Here is a 19223-nt window from a genome sequence, read left to right as displayed (position 1 = left end):
TTCTTATAAACCTTAGTTAAATTAATACACGGCCAAATGTATGACGTATTGGTTGTTTTCGTAATGTCTCTTCTGAGTCCTCAGAACTTAGCCACTTCAAGTCGTCGTCAAGTAGTGACATGTTTTCTAAAACAAATTTTTTAGCTTCTTCATGAGAAGTATTAATTTGTGTTAAGCTCAATATATTCTCACTATTACTTAAAATATCCTTTGCTTTTGATATCAATATATTTGATGAATCTAATATATCTTGGGAAATATTAGGTTTAATATATGCGGCATCGATAGGCATGTTCACCTCTCTAGTTACTATCGTTTGGTTAAAGTCAAATGTTGGCTTTTAATTTAAGCATGTTATTTTGAAGAATAACTACTGTTTAATCGTTTTTTTATGTTTTTTTTATTGAAAATATAAGGTTCTTTATGTGGCGTAAGTTTGAATTTCTATAGTTAATACTTTAAATGTAAACTATCGATAGAAATCATGTGAACCTCTTTTTTTTCTTCATCTTCTATTTCAACATCTTCATGAAATTTCCCCTCTTCTATAATGAGGTTGGGGAAGGCTTTTTCTACATCCGATTTATACATAATAGGTACGCGTATAACTAAATTTTGCTTTTTTTTAAATGATCTCAGAGCTTGTCGAATTAAAGAAATGGTCAATTCTTTATTATTGTATGTCTTTAATATCTCGTTGACGGCACAAGTGATGATCATCTCGAGCCTTTCTTCTAGTTCATGCAATGTTCTTTTCCAATAAAGCCTTTGTGAATTTTCTAGATTAAGGCTTTTTATAACTTTTCTTGATAATGCTTCTTCTAGAATAGACTCTTTTTCTTTAATTGCTTCAGATATTATTTTCTCAGCATTTATTTTCGCATTTTTAATTTCTAGGTGATCTTCATTATTTTTGTTGATTTTTGAATTTTCAAGTTTAATGTAATTTTTAAACTCTTCAAGAGTGATAATCTTTTTTTGCATAAGTAAGCTAATTTCTTGATCGCTTAATTCTCTGAAAATTTCTCGTGCCATTTGGGAGATACCTTTTCTAAGCAAATTAATAATGTTTGTGTTATACGAGGCTCCAGAAATAAATATGAATCTCTTATCATCTTTTCGTTAATTGTTGATATGTTTTTAGGTGTTTTTAACCTTATAAGATCTTTGTATATATGAGGCCAATTTTCAGATAGTGAGTATACGCCGATTATGAAAGTATCTATGAAATATTCATTTATTAATGAGTTTAATGTAATAGGAGTTTTGTTATCTATTTCGAATAATTTATTTTTTATATCAATCAAATTATTTTTAGGATGTTCATATTTAAATTCGTTAGGTAAAATTAACCATTCATAATTTTCTGATAAGCAATTTTTTATGATGCTTATCTCATTTTTTCCTATGTATTTGATTAAGTCTGATGAGAATATGCAAGCTGACCATAATGTAAAGACACGATCTAATACATCGCAAGGTAGTAATGCTAAATGTGTTATTGGCCAAGGAGGAGCAACTGTTTCTAATACCTGAATACTACCAATATTGAGTTCAAAATATTCAATCAAACATTGGTTGAACAACGCTATATGCTTAGAGGAGCTCACAGATGTTGGGCGAGTAACTTTTAAATCCCTACAGAACCCCTCTAAATGAACTGTATGAATATGGTTGTTGAGGTTTGTAACCTGATTAATTATGTCATTGTTGGGTAACATTCTCGATTACCTCTCTGTAAAGCTTTTTTTGCTTTCTTAACAAAATAAACAGGTAAATAGAAGTAAGAGTGATTAGACTCAATATTGCTGATAATGCGATATAACTAGATGAGTCTTCCTTTTGGTCTACTTTTTGTACATTGGGTGGAGGGTTGCTTGTTTCTACAAGTACCACCCTTACACTGTCGTATTTCAAGCCTTCGATACTGCCTTGTATTAAACTTTTAATTTGAGGGGTTAGTTGAGATATGTGAGCGTTTTGAGTGTGCTTAACAAAAACTGCAGCCGAGGCGTTTAGTTTCGTACGAACTCTTGTTTTTTCCGGGATTACCAAATGAACGCGCGCTGAAATCACGCCATCAAATTGAGTTAATGTTTCTGCAAGGGATTGAGAAAGTGCATATTCAAATCGAGCTTTTTCTTGTGTAGGTGTCGCCACTAATCCATCTTGAGGGAAAAGTTGTTCTACCGTTGCAAAGCGTTGGCGTGGGTAGCCGCTTTGCTTTAATAACTCAACAGCATTAGCGAACTGACTTTGCTCGACTCTGAGAGTAACAGCTTGTCCCTTAATGATTTTTTTGTCTGCATGTATATTATTGTTGAGTAATATAGTGAGCATTTGATTCGCTTCGGTTTCAGAAAGGTTAGAATACATTTCTTCTTTACAACCAATGACTAGAAGAGTCGTAATACATACCATAGCAATTTTTGAAAATACTATGTTACGTTTTTCTTTATCGGAATAGATCATTGTATGGACCCGAGGATTATTGACTTTTGAGCAGAGTATCTAAGCTTTGAGTTGATTTGCTCACTGTCTTTGCCAATATCTCTTCCATTAGCACCAAACGAGATAGATCTGTTTGTATTTTCATTAGTTCTGGTAATGTCATCTCAGAGGCCAAGTCCATACGGTTTTGTATATCAGCAGACTGGTGATTAATGTTTCCCCTTATATTCTGAACTTGCTCTAATATAGCTTCCCCCATAGGTTGTGTTGAAGCTTGTAGATGTTGTTCAAATAGAGCGGCTAAGCTAATATTTGATACTGGTTGAGAAGGAAGTGAATAGCTTTTCTCAATAAAGGATGTTTCATTTATCATACTTATTTTCCTATGTTATTTTTAACTTGCTAACTAAATGAATGAACTGATTTTCATCAGACTTTTTGGGGTTTTCAAGTAATATAATGAAGCCATGTATCAACTGACCAAATTGCGAAGAATTAGTTTTGGTAATCTGTTTTGCTTCGATAAAATTACCTTGGCGGCAAAGAGAAATAGCATAAATGGACTGTGCTATTTCCTTATGTTTATTAGGCTTTATATCTTGACAAGTTACTAAGTATAGTGGCTTGAGTATGCAAATGACGTCATTATGTTTTCCTTTTTCTGCTAAATTCAATGCTATATTTGCGAGATATTTTTCTACATTTTCTGGATAACTCCTTGAATAGCATCTCGTACTGTTTTCACTGTCGAGCTTTGAAGGGAACTGAGTGCTGACCATTCGCTCATTAATTGTTGGAACTTCACTAAATCCTGGACGTTGTTGGGGTCCATGGTTTGAGAGAACTCTTCGATCTGAGTATTCTTTGATTGCATGGAAGCCCCAATTGATTTGTTTATTGTGTTGAAGTCCATCTCGTATTTCCTCATTGTTAGTTAGATAGTTCGTGGCGCATTCAAGTGCGTTTTTCCAAATCTTCAATTTCTCAAATTCAGCAGGAGAAATTAATTTTGACATCTCTGAGTTGATTGCTGATAGCTTGTCATCTAATACAGATTTACAATATTTTAGCTGTGACTCATCTGTAAGCATTTAGCCTCCGGGAGCGATCCATAGTTTTTGTCCATTTTTGCTAAGAGAAATACCATCATCAGTTATAGTGTTGATAATGAAACCATCACCGATTACAGAATTTTCTAGATACTTTTGTCCGTTAGTAAGCTCCACATAAGGTGTATGACTAGTGCTAATTACTTGAAAGGAAGGTATAAGACCTTCAGGGTCAATGAACGGTTGATAAGTTATGGAAATTTGTGTACCAAATTTTTGATATGCATCTTCAATGATTTTCAAGACGTGTTGAATTTTATTTTCTGTTGTTTTACCGCTAATTAAAATATTCTTGTTATTATAAGATGCTGAAACGTTGATAACGCCTGTCTCTTTGATCTTATTGTTTAACCACGTTACAAGTTTATCAATGCTGATAGTATCAATTACTATCTTATTAATGCCGGGTATGTCTTTTTTCATTAAAGGGATAAGTTCTGAGATTACTGATTGATTCGAAACCACTCCTTTTATATAAATAGTTCCGTCTTTATCTACGTCCACAAGATATTTTTTTAGGTTATGCTCATTTAAGAAGGTAATTATTGATGATTTCAGTTTATCAAGTCGATAAACTTTCCATATCAATGGGAGTGAACTTGTTTTTTTTATGTGATTCTGTGCTAAATATGCAGAAGGTAAGTCCTCAATATAACCAGTTACTACTAGATAGTTACCTTCTTGGAGTACATCTAAGTCGAACGTGTTAGTGGCTTCTTTATTACTATAAGATGTTTGAATAAATTGTTTTTCTTCTTTTATACCTACAGAAGTTGTGGTGTTTGAAAAATATAATGATGCGTTTAGGGTACCCATACTTAGAAGGCCGGATACTATTAGTCCTGACCATGAGATATTAAATCTACTTTTAGATATCAAGCTTATCGGTGGCCAATTTTTGTCTTTTGGACCGATCGTGAATGAAATCGGTCCGATTTGAACGACATCAAATGGCATTAGATTTACAATGCGACTTTTTTTAATTTTTCCATTTATATACCATTTTTCATTATTTAGTTCTTTCACTATGATATAATTTTCAGTGGTTGTAATCATTATTGCATTATCAGCCACATCTGTATCTGTTACTACACAATCGGAACTTTTAGAACATGAACCTAAAGTTGTATGTAATCCTTCGATATTAAACTTAGCTCCGGAATGCCTGCCAGTTAGTATTTTAATTGTCCATGTCATAATATTGCTCCACATTACCGACGGCATTGATAATAATATCTAGCTCAGGAGGCAATTTTTTCTTTGAAAGCTTTGATATTTTTTGTGAATCTGAATGATAAGGTTCTAATAATTTTGGCTTAATCAAAAAAAGACGAAGATTTCTTTTGTCATTATTATGACTATACTGAAAAAAACTCCCAAGAACGGGTATATCGCCCATTACTGGAACTTTAGAAACTCGTGAGGAGTAACTTTTAGTATAAAAACCACCTATAAGTAAACTCTGATCTTCCTTAACTGTTGCTTGAGTGATAATTCTACCTTGTGTTATCACCGGCAGGTCAGATATCGTCTCATTTTTGCGTATGCCATCTGTGATGTTGATATCTAGATTGATGGCTAAACCCGATGAAAAAGATATAACACGAGGTATGACTACAAGCTCTGTACCTGCCGATAAAGTAACTAATTGGGCATCTTCTTTTGCTTCGACCTTAGCGTAAAACTCTTCTTTGTTGCTAATTAAAGAACGTGTGTTTTCTTGTGCAAGTATGGTAGGCCTAGCAAGAGTTTTTGCTTTATGTTGTTGTTCAAGAGCTGTAAGAGCAAATTGAAAGTAGTTAACACTGTTACTTGATAGTGTTGTTGTACCAGTTTGCCATAGGCCTTTGATGATACCTTCAAGAGAGTTTGTTTCAATGCTTCCATGTTGCCCTGCAGAACTCCAGTCTACACCTAAGTTTTCCAAAGCGTTTTCAGCGATATCTATTATCGATACTGATATTTCAATTTGATATCGAGGTTTATCCAAGTGCTCTACCAATTGTATAATATTTTTTATAGAGAGCTCTGTATCATAAATTAATAGCTTATTTGATGTTGGAACTGGAACCATATTTCCTAAATAATCATCTTTGTTATAACCTAAAAGATTCTTTAATTGACTAACAATTCCTAACTCTGTTGAACCATTATTTAGTTCTTTATCTTGAACATTGATATGCTTCAGCTTGATCACATAAGGTTTCATTTGTGTGTCAGTTTTATTTTTTATATGTTTATCAAATTCTTTTGCTGCATTAAGAATTATATCCAAATATTTAGGAGGGCCTGAAACTAGTAACATGTTAGTATCAGGGAGTATGCTCAATCCAAATCGATCCAAACTCAGCCCAATTTGATCCATTTTTTCTTGGAATTTAACGGAAGAGGCTGCTTCAAGGCTAATGGTCTTCGTCTGAATCTCATTGAGACAGTTGAAGTAAATGACAGAGTCTATCTTAAACCAAATAAAGTTGTAGGCTGAAGATAGTTTATTCAAAAAATCCTCACCGTTGTTAGAACTCAAGTTACCGTTGAAAGGTTCTTTTAGGCAATCACTAACAACACCAAGAATCTTATAGTGTGCAGAGAAAGCATTTAGTACGTCAAAAAGCGGTTTATTTTGTGCTCTATAGCTATATTTGTTATCCAATGACTTTTCGCTAGCGTTTGTGTTAGAGACAAAACTTATAGTGAAACAAAGCCATGTCAAATACTTCCATATTCTCGAATATCTCATATTAATATAACCCCATGCTTATAATCTACTGGAGATATTCGCACTCCTAGTCTTCTAGCATTAAGAGGCGAAATGAGGCGATGCGCCCATAACAAGTCATCTATTGCTTTAATAAATATGTCAGTTGATTCAATGAATGGTGACATATCCAATAATAAAGAGTAACTATTATCATCTTTATCAAAAACTAGCTCTATTGATGTATCAAAAGCTATTGCAACCATAGATTCGAGGAAATGAGCTCCCACTTGGTCACAGTTTTCATTATCTTCTACGTAGAAACAAATATAACAATTATTAAGTTCAATATTAAATTGAATAACAGACTTCTCTATTACCATTATCCAAAGTGTTTCATTGTACTTATAAATAGGTGATTTTTCTTCCCTAGATAACCAATTAATCAACTTAACTATCATAATTTCTTAAGCAATGTGTTTGTACTCTACCATAAAGAAACAGTTCACAATTTCTTAAAAAAATCACAAATAAATGGTGAATTGAGTATTTTAAATTTTTTTAGATTATTTTTAATTTTTTTTGCGAGGTAATGTTACAGTAAATTAAACTTAATCTAGTGTAAGATACTATGTCTGAAGAAACGGAATTATACCTAGTTGAACTCGATTTTACTCCTCGGTTAGACGAGCTTGAGAGGAAATTTTCTTTTGAAGTTGAGTTGCAAGAAGCAGGAAAAGTTGTAGCTATCACAAGTAATATAATTAAAGCTCAGATGCCTAATGCTTCAATAGGGAATATGTGTTTACTAAGGACGCCCGAGCAACCTGATCTTTATGCAGAAGTTATAGCTATCCAATCCCCTTATACTCTATTAGTACCGTTGGGTGACTCTAGAGGGCTATCAAACTTCACTCGTGTAGTAAATACACAAAGACAGCATGAAATAAAAGTTGGGGCACACTTATTAGGTACAGTGTTAGATGGCTTAGGGCGCCCCATTACTTCTATATCTGGTAACGATCTTTCTATCGACGTTCGATCAAAAAGAAATAAGGAATTAGTACGTTCAGTTTTTCAGCAAGCTCCCGATCCTATGACGAGACCACCAATCAATACCCCTCTTTCTTTAGGTGTAAGGGCGATTGACACTATGCTGACAATGGGCATAGGCCAAAGAATGGGAATTTTTGCAGCAGCTGGCGGAGGAAAAAGCACGCTCCTTTCTATGATTATTTCCAATACAGAGGCTGATGTCATTGTATTGGCGCTTGTTGGTGAACGTGGGCGTGAGGTTCGCGAGTTTATCGAAGTTCATATGGATGAAGTGACTAGGCAAAAGTCGGTATTAGTCATTGCAACTTCAGACAGGCCATCAATGGAAAGAGCAAGAGCCGCAAACATAGCTACTACGATTGCAGAGTATTTCCGTGAAGTTGGACATAATGTTTTATTAATGATTGATTCCATTACCCGCTACGCCAGAGCTCTACGTGAAATAGGGTTAGCTGCCGGAGAACCTCCGACAAGACGTGGCTATCCGCCTTCTGTTTTTGAACAGCTACCACTTTTGCTTGAACGTCCAGGGCTTACAGAGACTGGAGCAATTAGTGCATTATATACTGTATTGGTTGAAGGAGATGACATGAATGAGCCAGTGAGTGACGAAGTGCGCTCTATCCTTGATGGCCATATTGTTCTTTCTAAAGAGCTTGCTGCATCTGCTCATTATCCAGCAATAGATGTGTTACGAAGTACCAGCAGAGTAATGAGTCAAATCACATCCGATCATCACCTTATGGCTGCGAATCAAATAAGATCTTGGATGGCTGCTTATGAGACAAATGAACTTCTTATTAAGTTAGGGGAGTACCAAGTTGGGTCCGACAAAAACTTAGATACTGCGATAACAAAACGACCTTTTATTAATTCCTTGCTTCAGCAAGGTATAAATGAGTCATCTTCATTTTCCGATTCAAAAGAACAGTTAGAAGAAATAGGTATTAACTGATGAATTGGAAAAAACTTGAAGAGATTAAGGAAAAACGGGTAAATGATGCAAGAAAAAAATTGACTATTCGTAAATCTGCTTATCAAAAAAGTGTAAATGAACTTAATCAACAAAAGAAAGTTCATGAAGACTTAAATAATATTCATTATAAAATCATGAACTCTCCATTTGATCAAGCAGTGTCTATTACGACCTTAGAGCTCAATCGATGGCAACAAAAGATAACGATTGTTAGATCGAAAATTTTGGCTTCGGATCATATACTTTCAGAACTAAAAAAAAAATCGGCTGATTGTCTTTCACAATGGGAAGAGGCAGAACTATTCTATCAGTTATCTTTAAGTAAGCTTCAGAAATGCATAGAGGTAAGAAAAAAAAATGACAGTAATACTAGCTCAGAAACCGATGACAAATATGACGAAAATAAATCAAGATTTTAAAAAATTGGAGTGTTGTTATCGGGATTTGGATAAACGTGATTTTAACGATATCTCTGAAATCGATGTATATGATCAAGAATTGTTTACTACAATGTTGACTCATAATATAGCTCTAGGTGAGGGGGGAGGTTCTTTTCACCAACAATCAGAGGTAATTGTATTCCGCTCTACATTATTAAATTCAATACGAAATCATAACGACAATGAACATAAGAAAAGTTCGACTGCCGTTGACATTGTAAGAAATTGGGTAAACAAGCTTTGGCTCAACGAGAGTAGTGAAACCCTCTGTGTTAAGAGTCATTCAAGTGATGCTCCAATTACTATTATCTCGACTTTAAACTATGGAAAAATTATGATTTCAATTTCTAGCCCCGACATCGACTTTACTAACCGAATGAAGCAAAATATCGCGGGACTAAAACGTAAAGAAAGTTTACGGTCGGTTGATATTAATATAATAGATAGTGATGCTGAACTTCAGTTCTTAAAGCAATATAAGGGCTAAAGATATGACAATATTGGGAACAACATCAGCAATGCCATTGCATGTTAAATATCAAGAAGAGTTTGACATGCATTCTGTAACTTGGCAGCTAACAATAGCTTCCATAAAAGCAGACATGGTTATAGACATCTTATGGCAAGGTAAAAAAACTCAATTGCATTGTTGTGCTCAGCAAGTATTAAGTTCTCTATCTACAGTTATTTCTCCATATGTTTTTAATGCTTTACAAAAAAACATTAGACTATTAATTATTCAACCGATATGCGAGCAATGGTTTAGTTTATTAGGTTTGAGCCTTCCTGATGTTGTAGATGCTAAATTACAACAAGAATGCGAATTTGAATCGCAGTTAACGGCGAAAATAATTCTTAATGAAAATAAAGAAGAAAAATATGTTAGCTGGTTATTTAATGTTGATAGTTTTGATTGCTTGCCTTTTTTACCGGTTTTATTGAAAAAATGGCCAGAGAAACCAATAATGAATTATCCTAAACCGCCAATAAAAATTAAGTTTATTAGTGGCATGCAATTGGTTTCCATTAAAGATTTTATGTCAATACATGAAGGTGCCGTTCTCTTACATGGTGATTTTTTCTATCCTAATGTTGCGTTAATAGATTGCACCAAGCCTTGTATTCCGACGTCGATAACTTTATTGGCACGTTCAGGTACTGGACAATTTCAAGGAAAATATAATATCGATGTCCCAGATATTAAAGAAGATTACCTATTGATAGTTTTTGAAATATTGACGGTTTCGCTATCTGAGGATTCGTTTAAATCTTTGATTGAAGATGGAGTTAATGATGAAGCCCTAAATCATCAGTTAGAAGGCAGTAAGGTCAACATTCTAGTTTCTTGTTCAGAAAACTTATTCCAATTTTGTGGGCAAGGAGAGGTTATTCTTATTAGAGATAATGTGTCTGTATTGATAACAGATTGGAAATATTTAGTAAACGGAGAAATGTTAATTGATTAATACACCTGATGTATTTACACTTGTTGGTGGGTTGGCATTGGTTGGACTCATTCCTTTTATTGCGATCATGGCAACCTCTTTCATAAAGTTGGCTGTTATTTTTGCGCTAGTTAGAAATGCATTAGGTGTTCAACAAGTTCCTCCTAATATGGCATTGCATGGGTTAGCTATCATTTTGACTATTTTTATAATGGCCCCAACCTTTCATCAATGTTATCAGCTAGCATCTGAGGTTGATTGGGGTAACAATAGTGAGATTATTGAAGGAATTACAACAACTTTAGAGCCTTACCGTCAATTTTTATTAAATAAAGTCAGTGATAAAGAAGTAGAGTTCTTTACTGATACAGCAGGAATGCTTTGGCCTAAAGAGCAACGAGATGTAATAAGTAGCGAAAGTTTCCTTATCCTAATACCAGCCTATACCGTGAGTGAGCTAACTTCTGCATTTGAAGCGGGCTTTCTTATCTATCTGCCGTTTATTGTTATTGACCTTATTGTTTCGAATATATTGTTAGCAATGGGGATGATGATGGTTTCACCAATGACTATATCTTTACCATTTAAGATTTTAATATTTGTTCTACTTGATGGATGGACACTGCTTACGCATGGTGTTGTAATGAGTTATTTACCAAATGAGCATTAGTTAAATGGAAGACTCTCAAATAATTTCTATGACAGCTCAGGCAATGTATTTGACTTTATTATTGTCTTTGCCAACTATTTTAGTCGCTGCTGTTGTTGGGACGATTATATCTCTCATACAAGCTTTAACTCAGGTTCAAGAACAAACCCTAGCCTTTGTTGTTAAGCTTATTGCAGTCATAGTAACCATGTTTATTACGGGACACTGGTTTGGTAGTCAAATATACAGCTTTAGCTTACTTGCATTCGAGTCAGTAAAAGAGGTTTTATAGTAATAAATGATAGGATTTAATGACATTTTGATTATTTTTAGCTTGTGTATTCCTCGATTAATAGGAGCTATGTTGTTAATTCCCGTTTTTTCAAAAAAACTTCTTGGTGGAACTACAATACGTAACTCTCTCGCAGCGTGCCTCGCTCTTCCATTATTACCCTATGTAATTAATGTATATGATGAAATAAATTCTGGTTTTATCTTGATTGCGATAATTTTAAAGGAAATATTTATTGGTTTATTAATAGGATTCATTACAGCTATTCCCTTTCAAGCAATGGAAAGTATGGGGTGCCTTATTGATAACCAACGTGGAGCTGCTATGGCTATAGATTATAATCCTTTTTCTAGTGAGCAAACCTCTCCATTAGGTGTTCTTTTTAATCAAGTGAGCATTACTATATTTTTCTCCTTTGGTTTTTTCCTAATTTGGCTTGGCGCAATGTATCATTCTTTCTTACTATGGCCAATAGTTCAAGTTTCAATTTATTTACCCGATATTTCTATAATTAATTTATACCAGTTGTTAGAGTATATTCTTGAAATAGCATTGCGTTTAGCCGCTCCGGCAATAATTATTATGTTTCTAGCAGAGTTTGGCCTTGGCTTAATGAATCGTTTTGTACCTCAGATGAATGTTTTTATTCTAGCAATGCCAATTAAAAGTGGGATCGCTATTTTAATACTTTTACTATATATCAACTTGTCATTTAAGATATTTATTGGAGAAATGTTGGTATTTATTGAATTTACAGATTGGCTACATCGATTTATAGGGTGAATTTAAAGTGGAAGAGAAAACAGAAAAGCCAACACTAAAGAAAGTGAAAGATGCTCGTAAAAAAGGGCAGGTAGCTAGAAGTAAAGAAGTGGTCTCACTTGCTCTTATGCTTACAGCTTTATTCTGGGTCGTTATTGACGGTGAAAGGGTCGGAAAAAAAATGGAGAGTTTACTTTCAGTTCCTCCTCAGTTACTTTTTACTCCATTTGAAAAAGCTGTAGAAAGTGCGATTGTAGAGTCTTTTGTTATTATGATGGAAATATTATCTCCATTTCTTATTTTGGTTTTTTTTGTTGCAATTTTTTCTAATATTTTTCAATTTGGTCCTTTATTTTCCCCTGATGCTATTAATCCAGACTTTAAAAAATTAAACCCAATATCCGGCGCAAAAAACATTTTTTCTAAAAAAAACTTTGTTGACTTTATCCTTTCTACATTAAAAATACTAACCTTTAGCGTAGTTTTAATATTAATCATAATTAGTCAAATTTCTGATATTGTTAAACTTCCTTACGTTTCTGTTGATGCAATACTTCCAGTTTCAAGTAGGCTTATAGTGCTCTTATCTCTATTTTTAACAATTCCTCTTTTTGTAATATCCGTATTAGATTTGTTGTTTCAGCGGTATAATCACGAAAAAGAGTTAAAAATGAGTAAGGATGAGGTTAAGCGAGAGTACAAAGATAACGAAGGTAGCCCCGAGATTAAACAAGAGAGAAAGAAATTTTATAAAGATATTCAATCGGGAAGTATGCTGACTCAATTAGATAAAACCTCCGTAGTTATTGCTAACCCTACTCATCTAGTTGTAGGTGTTTATTATGAAAGGAATAGTGCGCCGATTCCTGTTATTTCTTTTAAATATAAAGGCTATAAAGCAAGGGAAATTAAAAGACTTGCCGAAGACGAGAAACTTCCGATTATAGATAATATAATGTTAGCTAGGGGGTTATATAGCGATGCAGAATTATATCAACCCATACCAAAAGACCATTTTGCAGCTATGGCCGAAATTATTAAATGGTTACAAACTTTAGATGATAATTGAAATTAATGCGATTATTTAAATAATAACAAGTGCATTTTTTGAGGTGATAGTCATTATTTTCAGCCTGTTAGGTTGTATAATATGAATCAAATACCTATCAATACGTGGTGTTCACTATCATCAATTATCGCTGTTAGCCGTAGCATCAATGGTTACGATAGTTCTGCCTAAAGTCTTGCAAAGATCGTAGATTTAAGCCTGTTTAATATGAATATTAACTATTTTGTAGTGTAAAGGTAATCGATATCTTGTTTTATATCTTGCAATCTGAATCTTGGTTCGAACGTGCACAATAGAAGCAGTGTGTAGATTTGAGTTTCACGTTTACCTAAATAGAAGGTTTTGATATTAGAGGCTAAATTGTTTAGTGTGCCATATCTAGCCAATGCAGCAACTATTCAACCTGACGGGGCAGTTCAAGCTTGGCGCGTTGATACTCCGATTATTCCCGAAACACATACAGGTAAGTACATAGACAACATTGGAAATAAGGCCACTTTCAATGGATGCCTCCCTTTGGAAGATATTGGAGAGTAGTTAAAAGTAAAACATTTCAACCTGGTGAACGCGGTAATCTAACCTCGAATCAAGCTTTTTATTATCAACGTCTGGTCATTAGAAACTTGAGTAAGGATGAAAAAGCAGAAGTCAATTGTAGGTATTAATTGGTTCATAGTCAGAAAGGCTTTGTTGCTTAAATTGATGGAACTTAATCAAGAAGTGACGATAAAGGGGGTCTGTCGCAAATAGTCGTCAAAATCAAATCGTGGCAGCCCCATCTTTCCAGATACAGTTTCCTGCGAGTGCATAAAATTGTTCGTACGCAGTCTTTCTTGCCACATTTACCTAACCACATTTGAGCATCCTCCACAGCTCTCGCCTGTGTAAACTAGTCTCAGATCCATCTATAGATTTCTAGCCCAAAGCTTTACGAGTTTCCAACTTCACCCTCCGGGGGCTTTGTTCAACAATAATGTTCAGGGACGTCCATTACCTCTATCAGAAATAGATTGAAGAAACCTGTAAGCCTGAGTATTGCATCGATAGCGGCTGCCGTTTTCTCAGGCAGATCTGCCGAGATCGCTCAATTGAGAAAAGCTTTAGCCACCGATTTATTACGGTTGGGACTGAGGTAATAATCAACGACATCACCATAATTTATGAACGGCTTGATAATAGTTGAACCTGACCTTAATGTATGTTTCATCCATCCGCTACGAGCCCAAAACCGCGCTCTTTGTTGGCGTCCACGATGCTCTAGGACAGTAGTAAATTTGATAATCCTGCGATTAGTGGCTTGTTCAACAATCTCACCTCGTTCAAGGTAGTGATGTTACGCCGTCACTCTCTTTCATCGGTTCAGTATTTCCATCGCAAGCCTCGCCGACACAAAACAAAAGAGTTTGTTCCGTGAGTCACTAACTTCTGTTCGAAAAATGAGACAGTTTAGGAAAAGGTTCTGTGGAAACATGCTCAAACCTTCAGCTGCTGGCTGCGATAACCCCCAAATTGGGGTGAAACTTGCTCGGCAGTTTCTCATCGAAACCAATAGCTGTTTACGTAGAGATATCTAAGAAGTAGGAGAACCACTTCGCATAGTTGACCATTATTAGGCAAAACGAACTTTTTCCTGGGAAGAAAAAATTTTATGAATTTAATCGTTATTGACGGCCGACCAAATATTCAAATAACCTAATCAAAAGAGAATTATTGTAATTGTTTGAATCCAATCTAAGTGAACGAGGATCAAGATCAATTGTCAGCCCAGGTCTCAGCACCAGAGGTAACCGCGCAAAGATACCCGACCATTAAAGCCTAGAGCCAAAATCAATATTTTTTTGGGTTAACATAGCTGTCGGTTAGCTTAATCAAGTATTTTCATTATTTTTATAGATCGATATTTTTCGAAGTTTCGACCTTAATTTAATTCGTAGCTTCACGAGCAAAATCTCAGATATTTATCTCACCACCTAAATATCAATTTGATCTAACGGGTGAACGTTTACATGATCACTCAATTCTTGAAAAGAAAGTACAGACAATTCTGGCATCTTAGGTTCTATCAGTTTTTTTACATAACGTCTGATATCCATTGCAGTAATTATAACTGGTAAATGCGGTCTATTATCAAGGTCACCAATAGTTTCTATAAGGTTGTTTAAAAAAGACTCTGACTGACTTGGGTCCATTGCTAAGTAATTGCCAGAAGAAGTTTGACGTATAGAGGAGCGAATAACTTCCTCTGCCTCTGGTGTCAACATAAACGCTATTATAGTATTATTCTCGTTGCTGTATTTATGGCTTATAAAATGGCTTAATGTCATTCGTACATACTCAGTAAGTTGGACAGTCGATTTTTCTTTTTGTGCCCACTCAATCACTGCTTCGAGTATTCCTCTTAAATTTCGGATCGGAATTTGCTCTGCTACAAGCCTTTGTAAAATTTCGGTTAGTTTAAATAGCGGTAACTGTCTTTGCACTTCTCTAACCAGTTCTTCGAATTCTGGTTCAATGTGGTCAAGTAGAGATCTAGTCTCCTGTACGCCGATAAAATTTGAAGCATACTGGAGCAAGTGTTTTTCTATATCGTTCATTAAAGCATCAAGTGGGTTAACAACTTCAATACCCAAACTTTCCATTTCCTTTATATCTGTATCCTTGACCCAAAATAAGTTTGAGTTTCTAAAAGAAGAAGTTTCAAATGATAATTCTAATATATTAAGTTGTTGTTCATCCCCTCGCACAAGCACCCCATTTTTTAATAGACTTCCTGTTACCACAGGAACTTCGTGTACAAGAAGTTGGTAAGGTAGCGTAGTTTCATCCGCTACTGCTTTACTGTACAAATGGATAGTAGGATAAGGGACACCTAAGTCAGATGTGAGTTTTTGACGAAGTTCAGTCAAAAGCTGTATTAGGCAGTCGACGGTTATTCCTTTTTCAGCCACTTCCGTAATTGACAATGACAAGGGTTGTGTTGGAGCAAAGCCGTTTTGGTTCGTATTGTATGACCCATCGCTTTCATTTCCTGAGCTTAGAGAAACATTGTTGCTTGCTTTAGATTCCTTATTTTTCACTGTTAGATGATATGCTATCCCAAAAAGGGTTAAAGAAAGGCCAAGAAAAACAAATGTAGGGAAGCCTGGCAAGGTAGCAAAAAGTAATAATATAATTCCAGCTACCATGAGCGCGTTAGGTTGTTGCTTTACCTGTATTTGAATATCTTTACCTAAATCCGCACTCTCTTTGGTCGATACACGTGTCACAATCATTCCCGATGTAATAGCAATCAACAACGCAGGAATTTGTGAAATTAACCCATCCCCAATAGTAAGCAGTGCATACAAAGAGACTGCATCTCCTGCAGAAAGGTTGTGTTGTGTCATACCGATCGTAATACCACCGATCAAATTTACCACAATGATGATTAAGCCTGCTATCGCATCTCCTTTGACAAACTTCATTGCCCCATCCATTGCCCCATAAAGTTGAGACTCTTTCTCAACTTGCTCTCTCCGAGCCTGAGCTTCTTTTACATCAATGGTCCCAGCTCTCATATCACCATCAATGCTCATTTGTTTTCCTGGCATTGCGTCTAGACTAAAGCGTGCTGAAACTTCTGCTACCCTTTCTGAACCTTTAGTAATAACCAAAAACTGAACAATAGTAATTATCAGAAAAATAACTGCCCCAACAACGAGATTCCCTCCAACAACGAATTCACCGAAAGTGTAAACTATTTTTCCAGCGTCTCCTTGAAGCAGAATTAATCTTGTTGTTGTAATAGAAAGTGATAAGCGAAATAAAGTTGTTAGCAATAATAACGAGGGGAATGCTGTGAACTCCAATGGGGTATGTATATATATTGCCATCATTAATAAAACGACCGCAAATGTTAGGTTGGTAGCAATCAACACGTCAACTAGCCAAGTCGGTAGTGGCAGTATCATCATAAAAACAACTGCAATAAGCAGAACCGCTAGCACTAAATCATGTCTTTGCACTACACGTTGTAATAAGCCTTTTATTCCCATACTCTCTGTCATAGTCCATTGAAATAGTGAGGGTTTAAACTAGAAAGATAAACTTGTTTTGCTAATTCTTGATACCCGAATTCATGAATGATTCTTGCTTCAAGTTGACGCACTCGCACCACCTTTCGTACAGAAATAGGCAATATTACCAATGACTCTAATGCTGCCAAGTTATCGTGCATTCTTAGCATAACTTCAACTTTCACAATCGACGCTGCTACATCGCCTCTTAACACTAACCAATCCGCAATAACACGACTTTTTTTCCATTGTTTTTGCTCTAGTAATACTGCAAGTATTTCACGCATTAACGTAACCTCTAGGTTAGAGTGGTCTGACGGCATTTCTTTATCCCTAGACACCTATACTCCTATTACAGAATCAATCATTAACCTTAACTCTCGTTTTAGCATCCATAGATGCTGAATTTCTTGAGTCACTTGTTTACTGTTTTCATCATCAAGTCCGTTTAACCATTTACCTAAATATTCAAGCTCTGACTCTTGAACATCTTTTTCCTCTAACCCCAGTTGCGTTCGATACCATGCACCAACTTCTAGTGGTAAAGGTGAGTGATTTAAGTTGTTATTATTTATAAAAAAAAGACTATCTGTGGGTGAAACAATGGATTGCTCAAAACGATCATTATTAATTTTTTTTACTTTTGTTACAGGAATGAACTCTGGTGAGACATTATTACCAACAAGAGTCGAAGAGGATGATTTGGTTACCTTATTCATTTTCAATTACCATCCTTAATCTATCTGTCATGAAAATATATCTCTGATATAACTCTTCTTTTCTGACCTCGTGACGCTTTAACTTTGAAATTAAATGTAAGCAACCTTTTTTGTCTATAGCACATTGAGTGTGGTATGGAGAAGGACCCAATAAGCTTTGGTGAGTGTTCGACTTCAAATTAAAATTTTCAACATACAGATCTAGAGAAAGCCAAGTGCTATTCCAAAACAACTCTATTCCTGTTGCTATGAGAAAGTGATTGTTTTCATTAGCGAGTGAGACTCTGATACAGTTGCATTCTTGGTTAAGAATATGCGAATGTTCTAAGGAAGATTGGGCATCAAGTAATTCCAAAAAACCTATAAGTGCTTCTATGTCATTATTGCTCATTCAACCATTCCTCTTCCTTTTGAATTGCGCTATCGATACCATCTTGAAGGCTAGATATCACTCTAAGCCGGTGATCATTAGTTGGGTAAAGCGCATCTGGTAAAGCAATGGCAATTTTCCTCAACTCTTGAATTGCGATAACTTGCGCGTCTGGTGACGAAATTTTTAAACGATTCATAATACTTGACAGTTGATTTTTGGTAACGACTTGGTTATCGGGAAAAGTTAAAAGCTTTTCCATCATTAAATTTTTATCAATTGAGATGAAAAACTGGTGTTGTAGTAATAAAGCGGTGTCTTTTACCATATCGTAAACAGTAGTTAATTGTTTTAATTGAGAAAGGTTATGCATTACTAAACCAAGAATGGATTTCTCACAACTGGGTTCTAGAGCATTGTAATCTGCTGAAAGTGCTTTTTGATGTACATTTATAGCATCGTCAACTGAACCATATCGCTCTACCATGTTTTGTAATTCTCTCCATACCTTGCTATGGCTCTGATAATCTGAAATTACGCGATAATCGAACCTTGCTTGGGCAAGGTTTTCTACTGGAAGGTGATTTGCGAAAACAGAACTTGTGTTCAGTACGATAGAGATGGCTTTATGGTTTTGTGCTCGAAAAGCCTTTAAGGCCTGCTCAAATTGTTGCTTATCCGTCAAGTCACTCGATTCCGCAAGTACTTTTCCAGCAAGGTATTGCAATCCTGGGTCAGCACTAAAGCCTTTTAAGCTTTCAATAAACTCATATTCAGTGTTCGCTCTCCCAAGATTAGCAGAGACAAAAGAGAGCAATTTATTTTGATTTTCAAGGTCAGGCACTTGCACTAAATATTTTTGTACTTTGTACAGCCAATCAACACACTGATTATCCGATATTACTGACGAATTTTTGTCGCTTTTTGTACGTTGCCGGCGTTCAGATACCATGCTTCCTAATTCCTCCATAGCATTAGCCAAAATACTCTGTGTCGATAGTTCTACATTCATTGAGGAATGTGAAGTTCGGTTCGTATTTAGTACGCTAGAACTTGAAGTTATGTTGTTTAAAATTCCTGTCATTATTAAAAACCTTACTAATAAGTATAAATTGCTCTCTTAACATAGGGT

At 35.3% G+C, this 19223-nt stretch carries 22 protein-coding genes; 8 read left to right on the top strand and 14 right to left on the bottom strand.

Annotated elements, in window-relative coordinates:
• Positions 1-16: 16 nt before the first annotated feature.
• The 9 genes from AAFX28_RS23385 to AAFX28_RS23345 form a co-directional block, all read right to left on the bottom strand.
• Positions 17-292 carry a hypothetical protein gene (locus AAFX28_RS23385; protein WP_408690964.1) on the bottom strand — a complete coding sequence of 92 codons (276 nt, stop codon included), beginning with the start codon at positions 290-292 and terminating at the stop codon, positions 17-19.
• A gap of 158 nt (positions 293-450) precedes the next feature.
• Positions 451-1035: a hypothetical protein gene (locus AAFX28_RS23380; RefSeq protein ID WP_408690963.1), complete on the bottom strand. Its 585-nt coding sequence runs from the start codon at positions 1033-1035 to the stop codon at positions 451-453.
• On the bottom strand, positions 1008-1721 hold the full coding sequence (locus tag AAFX28_RS23375) for a hypothetical protein (RefSeq protein ID WP_408690962.1): 714 nt from the start codon (positions 1719-1721) through the stop codon (positions 1008-1010). Before AAFX28_RS23375 ends, AAFX28_RS23380 begins: the two co-directional genes overlap by 28 nt.
• Positions 1705-2472, bottom strand: coding sequence for a type III secretion system inner membrane ring lipoprotein SctJ (gene sctJ, locus AAFX28_RS23370; protein WP_408690961.1), 768 nt, complete (start codon positions 2470-2472; stop codon positions 1705-1707). The genes AAFX28_RS23375 and sctJ overlap by 17 nt, the downstream gene beginning before the upstream one ends.
• Positions 2473-2488: 16 nt before the next feature.
• Positions 2489-2824 carry a type III secretion system inner rod subunit SctI gene (gene sctI / locus AAFX28_RS23365; protein WP_408690960.1) on the bottom strand — a complete coding sequence of 112 codons (336 nt, stop codon included), beginning with the start codon at positions 2822-2824 and terminating at the stop codon, positions 2489-2491.
• A gap of 324 nt (positions 2825-3148) precedes the next feature.
• Positions 3149-3325 (bottom strand): EscF/YscF/HrpA family type III secretion system needle major subunit, encoded by a 177-nt coding sequence (locus tag AAFX28_RS23360; protein WP_408690959.1) that lies wholly within the window; start codon positions 3323-3325, stop codon positions 3149-3151.
• 217 nt (positions 3326-3542) lie between these two features.
• On the bottom strand, positions 3543-4757 hold the full coding sequence (locus AAFX28_RS23355; protein WP_408690958.1) for an FHA domain-containing protein: 1215 nt from the start codon (positions 4755-4757) through the stop codon (positions 3543-3545).
• Positions 4741-6213: a type III secretion system outer membrane ring subunit SctC gene (gene sctC, locus AAFX28_RS23350; protein ID WP_408690957.1), complete on the bottom strand. Its 1473-nt coding sequence runs from the start codon at positions 6211-6213 to the stop codon at positions 4741-4743. The genes AAFX28_RS23355 and sctC overlap by 17 nt, the downstream gene beginning before the upstream one ends.
• A gap of 83 nt (positions 6214-6296) precedes the next feature.
• Positions 6297-6719, bottom strand: coding sequence for a hypothetical protein (locus AAFX28_RS23345; protein ID WP_408690956.1), 423 nt, complete (start codon positions 6717-6719; stop codon positions 6297-6299).
• Between the two features lie 170 nt (positions 6720-6889).
• Between AAFX28_RS23345 and AAFX28_RS23340 the strand changes: the two genes are divergently transcribed.
• Genes AAFX28_RS23340 through sctU form a run of 8 tightly spaced genes read left to right on the top strand, consistent with a single transcriptional unit; the run spans position 6890 to position 12947 of the window.
• Positions 6890-8269: a FliI/YscN family ATPase gene (locus AAFX28_RS23340; RefSeq protein WP_408690955.1), complete on the top strand. Its 1380-nt coding sequence runs from the start codon at positions 6890-6892 to the stop codon at positions 8267-8269.
• On the top strand, positions 8269-8709 hold the full coding sequence (locus tag AAFX28_RS23335; RefSeq protein WP_408690954.1) for a hypothetical protein: 441 nt from the start codon (positions 8269-8271) through the stop codon (positions 8707-8709). The genes AAFX28_RS23340 and AAFX28_RS23335 overlap by 1 nt, the downstream gene beginning before the upstream one ends.
• Positions 8648-9217, top strand: a complete 570-nt coding sequence (locus AAFX28_RS23330) for a hypothetical protein (protein ID WP_408690953.1) — start codon at positions 8648-8650, stop codon at positions 9215-9217. The genes AAFX28_RS23335 and AAFX28_RS23330 overlap by 62 nt, the downstream gene beginning before the upstream one ends.
• A gap of 4 nt (positions 9218-9221) precedes the next feature.
• Positions 9222-10196: a hypothetical protein gene (locus AAFX28_RS23325; RefSeq protein ID WP_408690952.1), complete on the top strand. Its 975-nt coding sequence runs from the start codon at positions 9222-9224 to the stop codon at positions 10194-10196.
• Complete coding sequence (sctR, locus tag AAFX28_RS23320; RefSeq protein WP_408690951.1) at positions 10189-10845, top strand: type III secretion system export apparatus subunit SctR; 657 nt, start codon at positions 10189-10191, stop codon at positions 10843-10845. Before AAFX28_RS23325 ends, sctR begins: the two co-directional genes overlap by 8 nt.
• Before the next feature lie 4 nt (positions 10846-10849).
• Positions 10850-11116, top strand: a complete 267-nt coding sequence (gene sctS, locus AAFX28_RS23315) for a type III secretion system export apparatus subunit SctS (protein ID WP_408690950.1) — start codon at positions 10850-10852, stop codon at positions 11114-11116.
• A 6-nt stretch (positions 11117-11122) separates the two neighbouring features.
• Positions 11123-11899: a type III secretion system export apparatus subunit SctT gene (sctT, locus tag AAFX28_RS23310; protein WP_408690949.1), complete on the top strand. Its 777-nt coding sequence runs from the start codon at positions 11123-11125 to the stop codon at positions 11897-11899.
• A 7-nt stretch (positions 11900-11906) separates the two neighbouring features.
• Positions 11907-12947 carry a type III secretion system export apparatus subunit SctU gene (sctU, locus tag AAFX28_RS23305; RefSeq protein WP_408690948.1) on the top strand — a complete coding sequence of 347 codons (1041 nt, stop codon included), beginning with the start codon at positions 11907-11909 and terminating at the stop codon, positions 12945-12947.
• A gap of 1970 nt (positions 12948-14917) precedes the next feature.
• Here sctU and sctV read toward each other — a convergent pair.
• The 5 genes from sctV to AAFX28_RS23280 are packed head-to-tail and all read right to left on the bottom strand — an operon-like array spanning position 14918 to position 19175.
• Complete coding sequence (gene sctV / locus AAFX28_RS23300; protein ID WP_408690947.1) at positions 14918-16981, bottom strand: type III secretion system export apparatus subunit SctV; 2064 nt, start codon at positions 16979-16981, stop codon at positions 14918-14920.
• Between the two features lie 8 nt (positions 16982-16989).
• Positions 16990-17343 carry a hypothetical protein gene (locus tag AAFX28_RS23295; protein WP_408690946.1) on the bottom strand — a complete coding sequence of 118 codons (354 nt, stop codon included), beginning with the start codon at positions 17341-17343 and terminating at the stop codon, positions 16990-16992.
• Entirely contained in the window at positions 17344-17721 is a 378-nt protein-coding gene (locus AAFX28_RS23290) for a hypothetical protein (protein WP_408690945.1), read from the bottom strand.
• On the bottom strand, positions 17714-18112 hold the full coding sequence (locus AAFX28_RS23285) for a hypothetical protein (protein WP_408690944.1): 399 nt from the start codon (positions 18110-18112) through the stop codon (positions 17714-17716). The genes AAFX28_RS23290 and AAFX28_RS23285 overlap by 8 nt, the downstream gene beginning before the upstream one ends.
• Positions 18102-19175, bottom strand: a complete 1074-nt coding sequence (locus AAFX28_RS23280) for a TyeA family type III secretion system gatekeeper subunit (protein WP_408690943.1) — start codon at positions 19173-19175, stop codon at positions 18102-18104. Before AAFX28_RS23280 ends, AAFX28_RS23285 begins: the two co-directional genes overlap by 11 nt.
• Positions 19176-19223 lie beyond the last annotated feature (48 nt).

The organism is Vibrio sp. TBV020 (genome assembly GCF_046056895.1).
In the GTDB taxonomy this organism is placed as follows: Bacteria; Pseudomonadota; Gammaproteobacteria; order Enterobacterales; family Vibrionaceae; genus Vibrio.
The sequence above is the reverse complement of the archived record's forward strand: the minus strand, read 5'-3'. Positions and strand labels throughout refer to the sequence as shown.

Bases quoted from the DNA above. Each gene is read 5' to 3' on its own strand.
- AAFX28_RS23385 (WP_408690964.1), bottom strand. From the start codon at position 292: ATGCCTATCGATGCCGCATATATTAAACCTAATATTTCCCAAGATATA.
- AAFX28_RS23380 (WP_408690963.1), bottom strand. From the start codon at position 1,035: ATGGCACGAGAAATTTTCAGAGAATTAAGCGATCAAGAAATTAGCTTA.
- AAFX28_RS23375 (WP_408690962.1), bottom strand. From the start codon at position 1,721: ATGTTACCCAACAATGACATAATTAATCAGGTTACAAACCTCAACAAC.
- sctJ (WP_408690961.1), bottom strand. From the start codon at position 2,472: ATGATCTATTCCGATAAAGAAAAACGTAACATAGTATTTTCAAAAATT.
- sctI (WP_408690960.1), bottom strand. From the start codon at position 2,824: ATGATAAATGAAACATCCTTTATTGAGAAAAGCTATTCACTTCCTTCT.
- AAFX28_RS23360 (WP_408690959.1), bottom strand. From the start codon at position 3,325: ATGCAATCAAAGAATACTCAGATCGAAGAGTTCTCTCAAACCATGGAC.
- AAFX28_RS23355 (WP_408690958.1), bottom strand. From the start codon at position 4,757: ATGACATGGACAATTAAAATACTAACTGGCAGGCATTCCGGAGCTAAG.
- AAFX28_RS23345 (WP_408690956.1), bottom strand. From the start codon at position 6,719: ATGATAGTTAAGTTGATTAATTGGTTATCTAGGGAAGAAAAATCACCT.
- AAFX28_RS23340 (WP_408690955.1), top strand. From the start codon at position 6,890: ATGTCTGAAGAAACGGAATTATACCTAGTTGAACTCGATTTTACTCCT.
- AAFX28_RS23335 (WP_408690954.1), top strand. From the start codon at position 8,269: ATGAATTGGAAAAAACTTGAAGAGATTAAGGAAAAACGGGTAAATGAT.
- AAFX28_RS23330 (WP_408690953.1), top strand. From the start codon at position 8,648: ATGACAGTAATACTAGCTCAGAAACCGATGACAAATATGACGAAAATA.
- AAFX28_RS23325 (WP_408690952.1), top strand. From the start codon at position 9,222: ATGACAATATTGGGAACAACATCAGCAATGCCATTGCATGTTAAATAT.
- sctS (WP_408690950.1), top strand. From the start codon at position 10,850: ATGGAAGACTCTCAAATAATTTCTATGACAGCTCAGGCAATGTATTTG.
- sctT (WP_408690949.1), top strand. From the start codon at position 11,123: ATGATAGGATTTAATGACATTTTGATTATTTTTAGCTTGTGTATTCCT.
- sctV (WP_408690947.1), bottom strand. From the start codon at position 16,981: ATGGGAATAAAAGGCTTATTACAACGTGTAGTGCAAAGACATGATTTA.
- AAFX28_RS23290 (WP_408690945.1), bottom strand. From the start codon at position 17,721: ATGAATAAGGTAACCAAATCATCCTCTTCGACTCTTGTTGGTAATAAT.
- AAFX28_RS23285 (WP_408690944.1), bottom strand. From the start codon at position 18,112: ATGAGCAATAATGACATAGAAGCACTTATAGGTTTTTTGGAATTACTT.
- AAFX28_RS23280 (WP_408690943.1), bottom strand. From the start codon at position 19,175: ATGACAGGAATTTTAAACAACATAACTTCAAGTTCTAGCGTACTAAAT.